The 14,155-nt window shown below is 39.0% G+C and carries 12 protein-coding genes; 5 read left to right on the plus strand and 7 right to left on the minus strand.

Annotation, left to right across the window (positions count from 1 at the left end):
- Positions 1-3 precede the first annotated feature (3 nt).
- The 3 genes from NXG61_RS13015 to NXG61_RS13025 all read left to right on the plus strand — a co-directional run bounded on the left by NXG61_RS13015 (position 4) and on the right by NXG61_RS13025 (position 2,321).
- A complete protein-coding gene (locus tag NXG61_RS13015) occupies positions 4-786 on the plus strand; it encodes a transporter substrate-binding domain-containing protein (RefSeq protein ID WP_307222554.1) in 783 nt (260 codons plus the stop codon).
- 153 nt (positions 787-939) lie between these two features.
- Positions 940-1,599, plus strand: coding sequence for an amino acid ABC transporter permease (locus tag NXG61_RS13020; protein ID WP_307222552.1), 660 nt, complete (start codon positions 940-942; stop codon positions 1,597-1,599).
- Complete coding sequence (locus tag NXG61_RS13025) at positions 1,596-2,321, plus strand: amino acid ABC transporter ATP-binding protein (protein WP_196605349.1); 726 nt, start codon at positions 1,596-1,598, stop codon at positions 2,319-2,321. Before NXG61_RS13020 ends, NXG61_RS13025 begins: the two co-directional genes overlap by 4 nt.
- Positions 2,322-2,571: 250 nt before the next feature.
- Here the strand turns inward: NXG61_RS13025 and NXG61_RS13030 are convergent, their stop codons facing one another.
- On the minus strand, positions 2,572-3,465 hold the full coding sequence (locus NXG61_RS13030; protein ID WP_307222550.1) for a DNA-binding domain-containing protein: 894 nt from the start codon (positions 3,463-3,465) through the stop codon (positions 2,572-2,574).
- A gap of 10 nt (positions 3,466-3,475) precedes the next feature.
- Positions 3,476-4,789 (minus strand): sensor histidine kinase, encoded by a 1,314-nt coding sequence (locus NXG61_RS13035; protein ID WP_307222549.1) that lies wholly within the window; start codon positions 4,787-4,789, stop codon positions 3,476-3,478.
- A gap of 317 nt (positions 4,790-5,106) precedes the next feature.
- Between NXG61_RS13035 and NXG61_RS13040 the strand changes: the two genes are divergently transcribed.
- Positions 5,107-6,531 (plus strand): DASS family sodium-coupled anion symporter, encoded by a 1,425-nt coding sequence (locus NXG61_RS13040; protein WP_307222548.1) that lies wholly within the window; start codon positions 5,107-5,109, stop codon positions 6,529-6,531.
- A 158-nt stretch (positions 6,532-6,689) separates the two neighbouring features.
- Complete coding sequence (locus tag NXG61_RS13045) at positions 6,690-8,078, plus strand: aspartate ammonia-lyase (RefSeq protein WP_307222545.1); 1,389 nt, start codon at positions 6,690-6,692, stop codon at positions 8,076-8,078.
- A gap of 295 nt (positions 8,079-8,373) precedes the next feature.
- Here the strand turns inward: NXG61_RS13045 and rlmN are convergent, their stop codons facing one another.
- The 5 genes from rlmN to NXG61_RS13070 are packed head-to-tail and all read right to left on the minus strand — an operon-like array spanning position 8,374 to position 14,067.
- Complete coding sequence (gene rlmN / locus NXG61_RS13050; protein ID WP_196605354.1) at positions 8,374-9,444, minus strand: 23S rRNA (adenine(2503)-C(2))-methyltransferase RlmN; 1,071 nt, start codon at positions 9,442-9,444, stop codon at positions 8,374-8,376.
- A gap of 19 nt (positions 9,445-9,463) precedes the next feature.
- Positions 9,464-10,795 (minus strand): 16S rRNA (cytosine(967)-C(5))-methyltransferase RsmB, encoded by a 1,332-nt coding sequence (rsmB, locus tag NXG61_RS13055; RefSeq protein WP_196605355.1) that lies wholly within the window; start codon positions 10,793-10,795, stop codon positions 9,464-9,466.
- Positions 10,792-11,565 carry a DUF116 domain-containing protein gene (locus NXG61_RS13060; protein ID WP_307222542.1) on the minus strand — a complete coding sequence of 258 codons (774 nt, stop codon included), beginning with the start codon at positions 11,563-11,565 and terminating at the stop codon, positions 10,792-10,794. Before NXG61_RS13060 ends, rsmB begins: the two co-directional genes overlap by 4 nt.
- 25 nt (positions 11,566-11,590) lie before the next feature.
- Positions 11,591-13,333, minus strand: a complete 1,743-nt coding sequence (locus tag NXG61_RS13065; protein WP_307222540.1) for an ABC transporter ATP-binding protein — start codon at positions 13,331-13,333, stop codon at positions 11,591-11,593.
- Positions 13,334-13,389: 56 nt separating this feature from the next.
- Complete coding sequence (locus NXG61_RS13070) at positions 13,390-14,067, minus strand: 3'-5' exonuclease (RefSeq protein WP_196605358.1); 678 nt, start codon at positions 14,065-14,067, stop codon at positions 13,390-13,392.
- Positions 14,068-14,155: the final 88 nt, after the last annotated feature.

Consider the following 14,155-nt stretch of genomic DNA (forward strand, 5'->3'; position numbering starts at 1 on the left):
TTTATGAAGCAAAATTGGAAACGATTAATTGCATGTTTATTTTCATTATTACTTGCCGCTGTGGCATTTACAGGCTGCGGTAATCAATCATCTCAGGATGACAGTTCTCTGAAAGGAAAAAAACTGACAATAGGGATAGGCACTTATGCACCTTTTTCATACCAGGACCAGGATGGCAAACAAATAGGTTATGATGTGGACTTGCTGGATGCACTGAGTAAGAAACTTGAATTTACTTATGATCTGAAAGTCATGGAATATGATCCTATGCTTATCTCCATCCAAAATAAAGAAATAGATATGGCGGCAGGACAGATCAGCATAACAGATGAACGCAAACAGAAAATAGGATTCAGCGATCCATATTATTATGCTGGGCTGCATGCTGCCGTAAAAAAGGATTCATCTATAAACAGCATGGATGATCTGCATGGGAAAAAAATTGCTGTGGAAAAAGGCACAGCTGCCCATATATACGTAACAAAGAATTATTCAGATTCTGATATTATTGTGTTTCCGCAACAATCAGCCGCATATTTGGAAGTAGAAAAAGGTGCAGCTGATGCAACACTTTATGATACACCAAATGTCTTATATTATTTGCAGACTCATGCAGACAGTACTCTGCGCATAGCAGGAGAAGAAGTCCAAAAAGTGCCATGCGGTCTTGCCTTCCCAAAAGACAGCAAATATATCAGCCAGATAAATCAAGCATTGAAAGAATTGAAAGATGATGGTACTATAGATAAGATACAGGAAAAATGGCTTAGCACAAAATCTTCTTAAACTATCGCAAGAACAGGTGCAGGCTTTTGAATATCTTTCAAGAGTCTGCATTTTCTGAGTCCGCTGTTAATTTTGAGAACGATTTGCTGCCGGCAAAATCGACAAATACTGCTGCAGCCAGGGAATGAACATCGAAAAAAGGAGGGGATGCCTGTGTTTGATTGGAGCAGTGCAATAATTGTTTTTCCCCGCATTGCCGAGGGAATGAAAATCACCATATACATAGCCGTATCAGGTATCGTCATAGGATTTATAATTGGGTTAGTGACCGGTTACATACGTACTACAGAGTACAAACTTTTAAAGAAAATAATGGGGTTTTATGTATGGCTGGTGCGAAGCACACCAATAATCGTGCAGGCTTTATATATATATTTTGTACTGCCGCGATTGCTGGATATTCCTTTTGACCGCAATTTGGCAGGGATTATATGCATCTCCATAAATGCCGGTGCCTACATCTCAGAAATAGTTCGCGGAGCTATACTGAGCGTACCTGTCGGTCAATGGGAAGCGGGCTTCTCCCTGGGCATGAATAGACTGCAAGTAATAACCCATTTGATATTTCCTTTGGCATTTAAAAATATGCTGCCCGCTCTCGGCAACCAATTTATCATAACGGTCAAGGATACTTCCATACTGACAGTTATAGGTGTCGCTGAGATGACATATCAGGCGGGACAATATGCCGCTACATCATTTAATCTTGTAGAGAGCTATACAATATTGGCTTTATTTTATCTGTTCTTGATTTCAGTATTATCCGTTATTTTAAATCTCTTAGAAAAGAAAATGGGAGTTGGGACAAAATGATGGAAGTACGGCACTTAAAAAAGAAGTTTCAGGAAAATACTGTACTTGAAGATATCAATCTTTCATTTAAAAATGAGGATGTGACTTGTATACTTGGTCCTTCCGGAGCCGGAAAAAGCACATTTCTCCGCTGCCTGAATCTATTGGAAAAACCTACTGAAGGGGAGATACTATATGAAGGCAGAAATTTATTGGACAACCAATTTGACATACGACAGCTCCGGGAAGAAGTCGGCATGGTATTCCAACATTTTAATTTATTTCCATTAAAAACAGCAGCCGAAAATATTATGCTTGCTCCCCGTCTTGTCAAAAAGATGGGAAAGAAAGAAGCCCGCAAGTGTGCTGAAACGATGCTCGCTAAAGTTGGTCTGGCTGACAAGGCTGATGCAATGCCTTCGTCACTTTCTGGTGGACAGCAGCAGCGTATAGCAATCGCGCGCGCATTGGCCATGCAGCCTAAAATGATCCTTTTCGATGAACCGACATCCGCACTTGATCCCGAATTAGTCGGTGATGTCCTCTCCGTAATGCGCAACTTGGCAGATGAAGGAATGTCAATGATAATTGTTACACATGAAATGAATTTTGCCAAAGAAGTTGCTGATAGAATTGTTTTCATGGCCGACGGCAGAATTATAGAAGATTCAGCGCCTGGACAATTTTTTTCAGCGCCCAAGACAGAACGGGCAAAAACTTTTCTTTCACGCTTCCTTATTTAATTTGCACCACACAGCTATAGTTTCTTAACGAGAATTTTTTTATTGATCAGAAAAATAGATATAAATTAACCAAACAACCGCTTACCGTAATCTCGAAGCATTTATTTATTGACGCTTCACCAATAGATCTAACATTTTTAAGACTTCTCCCCCATTAAACTGAAACCAATGCCCGGCATACAATTATAAAAAAACACCCATGATATGAAGGAAATTATGCTAAAGTACTTTCATATCATGGGTATTTTTTTTATTTGCTGCATTCAATATACAATGTGCGTAAAAATTTTTTACTATTTACATGTGTCTGTACTATCTGGGGTTTTTCTTCATTTTCCATCTTGCGCATAAGTGTATATATTTCAGCCATTTCAAAGTAGCGCGATGCATAATCATCAAACTTAGGATTTGTACAATCGACAATTCCCAATGAGGCAATATTGACCATTGCCTGAAAAACAGTACGTCGCATTCTCTGCTCGGCAGCCTTTATTTCTTTTTGCGCATCTTTACCATTTTTTTCTTTTACCAATAGAGCAAATATACTTTTCAGAGACGGAAAAGCTTTAGCAGTATCAACCATTTTCTCTTGCAGACACTGAAGCAGCAACAATATTTCATGGCTGCCACTCCCGCTGTCGATCCCAAGATCCTTCATCACCGCACTGCCATGTTCAATTACGGAAAAAGATTTATCCTTCAGCTTCTTGCTTTCATCAGTATCCGGATCATAAACAGTATGAAGACTTGTCCTTATATTATCAACAAAACTTTTCAGGCAGGCATGTTCACTGACAGCGCGTATCACACCGATGATCTCGTTGCGATTTATGGGCTTTGTTATATAGTAATCCACACCAAATGCGTAGGCATCACCCACCATCTCCTTGTTTTCTACCTGAGAAAGCATGATTATTTTCCCATCGAAACCATCTTTTATGTCCTTTACGGTTTGTATACCATCCCGCACCGGCATCAGCATATCTATTATTAATATATCTATTTTTTTTATTTGCAGAAAGTTATTGTCCAGTGCCACGGCAGTATCTGCTATTTCTTCTACTTCTCCCAGCTTATAATCCTCTATAATATCCTGCAACATGGTACAAACTGCCATATCATCATCTATTATCATGAATCTCATAAACTAACGTTCATCCCTCTTCCACTTTTTCCAATGGAATATACAGTATACATTCCACATTGTCAATTCCGTCAGAATTCATTTTTACTATCCCACCAAGATATTCAACATGATTTTTTACATATGATAAACCGACACCCGTCGAAGCATTACCATCGCTGTCATATTTTGTCGTATATCCAGGCTGGAATACAAGATTCAGCCTGTTTGCAGGTATAAAGCTTCCTGTATTTACAATGGAAATACGAAGTCTGTCCTCATCTTTTTTCAAAAAAAGACTGATATTTCCTCTTTTATCAATGGCCTCTACGGCATTTGTCATCATATTGTTTATCATCGAAAACAGAGTATAAGCATGCAGTTTAGGAATCTCTTTATCCAGATGCATGCAAAACACAATTTCTTTTTCAAGTGTTCGTGCGTATTTTTTATGTAAATTCATTGCCAGTTCCATTATTCTACTTGCCGGCAAGTATTCATCAAGCTTTTTATCCTTATTGTCAGTTATTTGCATCAATCCTGAATAAACTCTCTGATTATCTTTTTTTATATTATGCAAAGTACCCGCCATATTGAGTACTTTTTGCGCTAAAAATTTTTCCTGATCGGTTTTTGCTTTTATTTTCAATTCTTCATAAATTTTATAACATTCGCGAGTAGCATTTTCGGCATTCTTCTGTGATCTGCTTAATTGTATTACTTCATTATAGACATTTGTCACTACCATCAGAATTTTTTCTTTTTCTCTTCGCTCCTGTTTCATACGAATTTCCATGGTATAAATTTGCGCTAAAAAGAAAAAACTTAAAATAAAAAAACATCGCAGTATTGCAATAATAGTTATTTTAAAAATCATGATCAGAGTAGGAAAAGACCACAATACTCCCGATAAAATACAAGTAGCCGAAAGCTCTGCAATACTAGCCGCGACCTCTGCAAAAATTGACCAACGGGCTATTTGCAGTGCTTTATCATACACGCATGCGCGGTCAAATTTGGGAATCAAAAAAAATCCTGCATACACAAAATAATAGAAAAAGGTAGACGCATGAAACCAAACAGCCTGTCCAAAGTATATGCCACCAAGATAAACATCAAGTACCGCCCTGAAAACAACTACAAACGCTCCCATACATATCCCTGTAAGAAGAAGAGACACATTGCGCATGGAAAGAATAAATAAAAGAAATACAGGCGACCCTAGGCTGATTTGGAATTTGGAAAAGATACCAGCAAAAGGATGTATTTTCAATTCCCCCGCAAGCGAAACACAGCCCAGCATAAATAAAAACATGCCCACATCCCGCTTACTGCTTGGATACATAGCAATTCCTCCATATTAATTTCATCGCACTCCCACTATGTATTGTTTATTTTAACATAAAAATTATTTATTTCATATAAGAAAAAAGTTATTAAAATAAATTTTTTCAATAATATAAATTTTTTGTAGATTACTGTCGGATTTTGTAGACCCAATTGTATATATATTATGACGTCATAAATCAATATAAATATTCATTCAAATTTCCTTGATTTTTTCTAAATATCAAGAAAATACCTATCACTTTCAAGCAAAGTGTGTCATCTGCGGCAGATTTCATTATTATCTAGTGTTTATCTGGAAAGGGATTCACAAAAATGGAAAAAGAAAATTCTTTACAAACTACATTCAAAAAAAGCCTTATCTGCGTTATCATAGGCTTGATAATTTGGTTTATCCCCATACCAAATGGTGTCAATCCGCAAGCATGGCATCTTCTGGCAATTTTTGTCGCCACCATTGCTGGTTTTATTCTTCAACCTTTGTCTATTGGTGCTGTCTCCATTATTGCTTGTACCGCTCTTGTTATATTTCATGTATTAAAAGCAGGTGAGGCTCTGGCTGGATTCAGTAATACTATTATATGGCTTATTGTTTCGGCCTTCATGTTTGCCGAAGGTTTTGTCAAAACAGGACTTGGCAACCGCATAGCTTACCAACTTCTCGCCAAGTTTGGTTCCAGTTCGCTACGCGTTGCCTATGTAATGAGCGTTGCTGATTTTATGATTGCGCCCTTCACTCCTTCAAACACGGCTAGAGGCGGCGGTATAATTTTTCCGATAGTAAACAGTATCTGTTCAGCTATCGGCGCCGCCCCGAACAAAGATACAAATCATCGTACAGCGGCATTTTTCATGTTCAGTTCCTACTGCGCGGTTATAACTTCCGCCTGTATATTTCTCACCGGTGCCTCTAACAACGCGCTTGCCGCAACTTTATCAAATACATTATTCGGTGTAACTATCACATGGACAGACTGGTTCATAGCCTGCATCGTTCCCGGTATTATACTGTCAGTACTCACTCCATTGCTGCTATACAAAATAATAAATCCGGAATTGAAATATACACCTGAAACCAAAGAAATGGCTAAAGAAAAATTGACCAAAATGGGCGCTATGTCCAGCGCAGAAAAAACACTCTGCTTGATCTTTCTTTCTGCTCTATTTTTATGGGCCACCGGACCGATACATGGCATTGATTCTGCTTTTATAGCCTTGCTTGGTCTAAGTGCCATGTTGGCAGCCCATATTATTGACTGGAACGATGTGCTGAATCAAAAAGGTGCTTGGGATGTTTTGATTTGGATGGGAATATTGGTCAACATGGCAGCATACTTAGCTAAGCTAGGACTTATGAATTATTTTGCCAAGACCGTTGGCGCCAGTCTTGACGGTATATCATGGATAATAACGCTTATTGTACTTTCTGTTGTCTATGTTTATGCTCATTATGGACTGGCAAGCAACAGTGCTCATATAATGGCTTTATTTGGAACATTCGCTTCCATACTCATAGTTGCTGGTGCCCCTGCATTAGGTATACTGATAATTTTTGGTGTTTTAGCCAACAGTTGTTCTTTCCTTACACACTATGGGTGCGGTGTCACACCGATATTTTTCGGTGCAAATTATATAAGTCAGGGCAAATGGTGGAAAATAGGTTTTCTTATTTCAACAATCCATATTATCGTATGGCTGCTTATAGGCTTACCATGGATGAAATTAGTAGGCTTTTTCTAAAATTTTATTAAAAAATATATCAATTTTTTTAAAGATGATATATAATACACGAAAAGAAGTATAATGTATACAATGTTCAATATGCATTAGTCTTTAATATAACTATACTTTTTTTAAATTAATAACTTATTTTAATTTCCAAAGAAAGGTGTACCATAATGAGAAAAGAACATGATTTTTTAGGTGAACTGGACGTACCTGACGATGTATATTACGGAGTTCAAACAATTCGTGCTAAAGAAAATTTCAATATCACAGGACAGACAATAGACTCTGATTTTATTCAGTCCTTTGCCAAGGTCAAAAAAGCTGCCGCTCTAGCCAACATGCTGACAGGACGTTTGGATAAAAAAATTGGTGATGCTTTGATCAAGGCTGCCGATGAGATAATAGCGGGTGAGCTTCTCGATCAGTTTCCCGTCGATCCTATCCAAGGCGGAGCCGGTACCTCTATAAATATGAACACCAACGAAGTTATCGTTAATCGGGCCTTGGAAATAATAGGCGAAAAAAAAGGTCGTTATGATATAATTTCACCAAACAATCATGCCAATATGGCTCAGTCAACAAATGATTCATTTCCTACCGCGATTAAAGTATGTATCAGTCATAAAAGTAAAAAGCTTATTGCCGCTCTGGAATATCTTGCCGGTGAATTGGATAAAAAAGCAGAAGAATACAAGGATATTTTAAAAATGGGACGCACGCATTTACAGGATGCCGTGCCTATTACGCTCGGTCAGGAAATGGGTTCATATGCTTCTTCTGTGCGCCGCGGTATCAGACGTATCAAGACTGCTGTTGATTCTATTCATATAGTAAATATGGGGGCAACTGCCGTAGGTACCGGCCTGAATGCCGAGCCTAAATATATAAAAGCTGTAGCACATACTCTTTCGGAAGTTACCGGAGAAACTTTCAAAACTGCCGACAATCTCATCGATACTACCAACAATACTGACGGCTTTGCTGATGTGTCGGCATCTTTGAAAGTGACTGCCCTTGTACTCATAAAAATGGCCAATGACTTTCGCCTAATGGCTTCCGGCCCGCGCTGCGGTCTTAATGAACTCAAACTGCCGCCGCGCCAGCCTGGTTCATCCATCATGCCCGGAAAAATAAATCCAGTCATAGCAGAAGTGCTTGACCAGACATGTTACCAAGTCGTAGCGAATGATTTAGCCATTTCGCTCGGCGTAGAAAATGGACAGTTTGAGCTTAATGTAATGGAACCAGTAATGGCATTTAATTTATTCAACTCAATGAACTATCTGACAAACGCAGTAAATACCTTTGTGGATAAACTTCTCATCGGCCTGCAGCCAAACAGCAAGCAATGCCACAACTGGCTTGATAAAAGTGTAGGTATTGTCACAGCGCTTTTACCGCATATCGGTTATGAAAATTCGGCAATGCTTGCCAAAGAAGCTTATACAACAGGCGATTCTATCCGTGAAATAGTTTTAAAAAAAGGTCTTCTTCCAAAAGAAAAACTGGAACATATTTTATCACCTGAACAGATGACTCACCCGGGAATTGCCGAATAACACAGATATTCCATATAATCAGCGCCATAAAAAACTCCCTGCTGTAAATACCGATGACTTTAAAAACAGATGTCGTCAATAGGTATTATAGCAGGGAGTTCTTTATATTATAGATTATTTGATCAGGTCAAAATATTAATCAAGATTCCCGATACTTTTTATAAATGGAGACTTAATTCAGACGGCGTTTTGACGCCACCTGAATGGTAGTCAAAATTATCCAAGGACTTAGCCGCTCTTTACTCACCGCTTGCAGAAGCGGGAGTATTAGAGCGGGTTAGTCATCGGATAAAAATCAGCCATTTTTTTGTGTCTTCTCACTGGATGATGCATCCAGATACTCGTTTCGCAATTGACCGCATGCCGCATTTATATCAGTTCCCATTTCTTTTCTTATCGTTGCATTGATATGCTGCTTTTGTAAAATGTCCCAAAAGTTTTTTATTTTTTTTGCTGACGGACGGGTAAAACCTCTTTCCACCACCGGATTAATAGGAATAAGATTTACATTTGCCAGCTTATTTTTAAGAAGCCCGGCTAATGACTTTGCCTGCTCAGGACTATCATTGATATCATTAATAAGTATATATTCGTAGGTCACTCTGCGTTTTGTTTTCTCCGCGTAGTCGTCGGCTGCCTTTACAACATCTATCAAGGGATAACGTTTATTTACAGGCATGAGTTCAGAACGCAATTTGTCTTCTGGTGCATGCAGAGAAAGAGAAAGTGTTATCGGCAGGTTTTCCTGCGCCAATTTCTCCATCATTGGTATTATGCCAGATGTAGATACTGTAATATTACGGTAGCCTATATTCATACAATATTTTTCGTGCACCAATCGTATAAATGCCAACACATTTTCATAGTTCAGCAGAGGCTCACCACTGCCCATTATAACTATATTTCCTATGCGCTCATTATTTTTGCTGACCAGTTCCTGACTTTTCATGGCCTGAGCCAGCATTTCACCCTTAGTCATGTTACGATCCAATCCTTTTACCGTTGATGCGCAGAACGAGCAGCCTACACTGCATCCTGCCTGTGAGGAGATACAAATGCTATTGCCATATTTTTGCCGCATCAATACGGTCTCTACTGCTACTTTATCACTAAAGCGAACCAACATTTTATTTGTTCTTCCATCCTCAGACACTTTGTTATCAACGACTTCTCCACTGTCTGCCACAAGTTTTTGACTCAGCTCCTCACGCAAGGACAGTGGTAAATTAGTCATCTCGGCAAAATTGTAAATATTTTTCTGATATAGCCATTCTAAAATCTGTGCGGCCCTGAAGGAGGGCACTTTCATCGGTTTAAGTTTTTCCCTTAACTCATCCAGAGTTAAGCCAAAGATGTTTTCCTGCAATATTTTCGCCTCTTTCCTTTTAGACTATTCTTCTCATACGTGCAATAAAAAATCCATCTGTTTTATCAATATGAGGCAGTAACTGCAGCATATCGCCTCTGCCTCGCAAACGATCAGGCAGAAATTTATCTATAGATTCAAGTTTAAAATCCTTATGCTCCGCCAAAAATTTATTCACGACATCTCCATTTTCCCGTTTAAGTATCGTACAGGTACTGTAAACTATTATTCCGCCCGTTTTGACTGCCTCAGCAGCACTTTCCAATATTTTATACTGCGTCTGCGGCAATTTCTCTATTTCGTCTTTTGTCTTATTCCAGCGTGCATCAACTTTACGCCGCAACACGCCAAAACCGGAACAGGGCACGTCTGCCAGAACCTTGTCCGCCGTTTTACTGTACAGCGCCCCTATATTGCAGGCATCCTCCACATGTATTTCTATATTATCAAGACCAAGCCGTCTTGCGTTGTCTTCTATAAGCTTCAACTTATGTTCATGTATATCATTAGCGATAACTCTGCCTTTATTTTTCATGAGTGCAGCTATATGTGTTGTTTTACCTCCCGGTGCACTGCAAACATCTATAATCAGATCCGTTGGCATGGGAGCCATAACATGCGCCACAAGCATGGAACTTTCATCCTGTACAATAGCCATCCCATTTTCCAGAAAGTCCATTGATGCCAAAGAAGGGTGTTTGGTGCAGATCACAGCATCTGCACACAGGTGCGATCTTTCGCATATGGTGCCCTTCGCTGCCAAATATTCCATCAGCTGTTCGGCTGTCGTCTTCAACGTGTTGCAGCGCAGGGAAAGCGGCGCATCCTGGTTATTGAAGCTGCACAAAGCTTCCGTCTGTTTCATACCAAATTCAGCCGCAAACAAATTTACCAGCCATTCAGGATGCCAATATTTCAAAGCGGTATAGCTTGTCGAATTTCCTGCTTTAGCAAAATCACATCTGCTGCGATCACGATCAATAGAACGCATTACAGCATTGACAAATTTTACCGTTCCTGCATGTCCATATTTTTTAGCAAGCTTGACTGACTCATTGCATGCTGCCGACACCGGAACCTTATCCATATAAATGAGCTGGTATATCCCCATACGCAATATCGTACGTATAACCGGGTGCACTTTACTTACCGGCATTTTTATATATTGTCTCAATATCCATAAAAGGGTATCTCCTGACTTGACTGTTCCATATACAAGCTGTGTGATGAACCGGCGATCCGTATCTTCCAGACTATTATTCTTAAAATATTTGCTAAGAGCAATATTTGCATAAGCTTTATTCTCATATATATCCAGCAGGATCTTCAAAGCAGCTTTTCTGTCATTCATTTATCGTTATTCCTATTCTTTTTTATTATGTATCGTTCTATTGCGACACGCACTTCTTCTAAATCTACTGTAGTATTATAACATGGACCAAAAGGCCGGCTATTAAGGACACCGACAGCGGGCAGAGGATAGACATCCTGAATGCCGCTTGCCAGATCTCTTTCACAGGCTATGGCCAAAATTAATTTTGGATGGGTGCTTTTTACCAGATTTCTTGCCAATGTACCACCCGTCACCACGTGAAAATGGAATCCCATTTCTTCAGCCATCTTAAGCATAGCGCCGATTGTACAGGCACCGCATTTATGGCAGTTATTCACATCATATGTTATTTTATATTTACATGCTGCCAGCTGGAGACAATGTGGTGAAATAACAAGCAGCTCTTCGGCATATACCTTGATATTGCTGCGCCCGATAAGCCGGTTATTGACATTGATAAATGACCGCTCTATGCTGCGGCGAGAGACACGCAAAAGTTTCCCCCACAAAAGGATCAGCGGAAACAATAGATTCACTGCTTCATATATATATTTATGTCCGAAGCTGAATCTGGACAATGGGGAAATTATAAGAATTATATTCAATAATGTCAGTAATGACAGACAAGAGATTATTATATATACGCCGAAAAAGAAAGACGGCAGATTTGCGGAAACTTCATGCAGGCCGAGATAGCTGATACGCCCTACTATTCCCACCAGCACCAAGAGTGTCGTTATACTTAAAAACATCAATAAAAGCAGCAATGTATTTTTATTTTTTTTCATAATATACTCCGCTGTGAATAAAAATTTACTTCTCCGCCTGCTTATAAAATTGCATACGATAATAACGTGCATAAAGTCCATTCATTTTTATCAATTCATCATGACTGCCACGCTCTATTATACCATGATGACGAATCACAAGAATTTCATCAGCATTTTGAATAGTACTTAACCTATGTGCTACGACAAGAGTCGTACGATTTTTCGAAAGCAGCTCCAATGATTCTTTTATATATCTTTCACTCTCGTTATCGAGCGCACTGGTTGCCTCATCCAGAATCAGGATATTGGGGTTTTTCAGAAAAACTCTAGCTATGGAAATCCGCTGCTTTTGACCGCCTGACAGACGTGTTCCCCGTTCACCGACAAGACTATCATATCTATCAGGCAGTGTCATTATAAAGTCGTGTATATTTGCCTGCTTCGCAGCAGCTGTAATTTCTTCATCAGATGCATCAGGAGCGCCATAAGCTATATTTGATTTAATTGTTCCATTAAACATATACACATCCTGTTGGACAATGCCTATGTTTCTGCGCAGCGATTCCAATGTGATCTCTCTTATATCCTTGCCATCTATGCATATACTTCCCTCCGTCACATCATAAAATCTTGGTAAAAGAGAGCATATGGTAGTTTTTCCTCCTCCGGAGGGTCCAACTAGTGCAACTGTTTTTCCTGCTTTGACATGAAAATCTATGTTTTCCAATACCTGCTGCGTTTTTTCATAATGGAAGGAAACATGATTATAAGATATATCACCTTTTGCTGTACCGATATCCTGTGCGTTTTCACTGTTTTTTATAGAAACATCGGTGTCCATTATCTCTACAAAACGACAAAAACCTGTGTAGCCTTTTTGAAATTGTTCTGTAAAATTCACCAGCATATTTATAGGATTGAGGAAAATTCCTATATAAAGAGCGAAAACTGCCAGATCTGTCGGCTGCAATGTCCTCTGAGCAATAAAATACCCTCCTGCTGACAGTACCGCCATATAGCTGAGTCCGACAAATATACCGCCGCCTGCGACAAAACGTCCCATAGCCAGATAGCTTTCCGTTTTCGAATGGAGAAATTCATCATTACTGCGACTGAATTTTGCATGTTCGAGTTTTTCATTGCCGAAAGATTTTACAACTCTTATACCTGCAAGACTATCCTGCAAGGACGAATTGACATCCGCAATTTTTCTTCTGTTATCCAAGAATACAGCCTTCATTTTTCGATTCTGGCTTATACCAAAAAACAGCATCATGCACATTATAAAAAATAATATCATTGTCAGATGGATATTTATCATACCCATTAAAATAAAAGCTCCTGTTATTTCCAGTACGGCTAAAAAAATATTTTCGGGTCCATGATGGGCGAGTTCTGAGATATCAAATAGATCAGATACCAGTTTACTCATCATTATTCCTGTATTATTCTTATCATAATAGGCAAAAGACAGTTCCTGATACTTTTCAAAAAGCCTCCTCCTCATTTCGCTTTCCATCCGTGCCCCCATTATATGTCCCCATGTAGTTATATAATGCTGGCAGTAATAGCGGATGATATACATCACTATCATAATGCAGGCTATCAGCATACAGCTCCTGAATATATCTTTTTCTCCCTGAACGAAAAGAACATGCGTAGAATAATATAGAAGCTGGGGGAATGATAAATCAACGGCGGCCACCCATGTCGCGCATATTAAATCGAAAAAAAATAACCGCTTATGCGGTTTATAAAATTCAATGAAACGTTTGAAAATATCCATAGAATACTCCTAAAACCAAATTTATATAAATACATTGTTTACCTGTCAAAGAAAATTCACTCTATCTTCAGATCTTTCAATTTATCACCAAATAAATCTCCGAGCGAGTAGGTCATTGGCCGTCTTGGCTGCAAAACTTCCAACACCGGCTTCATTACTTTTTTAAAATTTGTCTTATCTCTCGACAAAATAAAGATCCTTGCCGTATTTTCAGCATCCCAGAGCGCATCATGCATACGTCCCACGAAAGCTTCACCCATGGCGCCCACAGCAGCCTGCAAAGTTATCATACGCTGCAGTCCCAGCATAGTGCAATATTCTTTCTGCAAGTCATACCACGAACAGCGCAGCACAGAATAATCGCCCAGCTTCATCTGTTTGAGCATAAATTCCTGCTCCATCTGCCGTCGATCATTTTCACTCCAGGCATATACTGCTACCTCTTCATCGGCTGAGCAGCAATCCTTCTGCCATTGGCAAAAATTATCCATAGCATGCTTAAAATGGGGTGCATCCTTCACAAGTTCATTGGTCACACCTGTCAATTCCTCATAGCGTCTGCCGATCTCATTGTACTGAGGTTTTACATACTGTCTGTATTGACTTTTCTTTTCATAGTTTTCATCTACTAGAATGGCACCTATTTCAACTATTTCATTTTTGCATATACAGCGTTCTGCTTTAAATTTGTTTATTATTGGATTCATTTCTAAATCTAGTACGATATATTTCATAGAATGACCCTTTCATCCTGTAAGTATCATATTTTTCAGAAACGGCTGACCGCAGTATAAAATATGCCATTTATAAAAATACAACTAT

It is taken from the genome of Pectinatus haikarae (genome assembly GCF_050916305.1).
Lineage (GTDB): Bacteria > Bacillota > Negativicutes > Selenomonadales > Selenomonadaceae > Pectinatus > Pectinatus haikarae.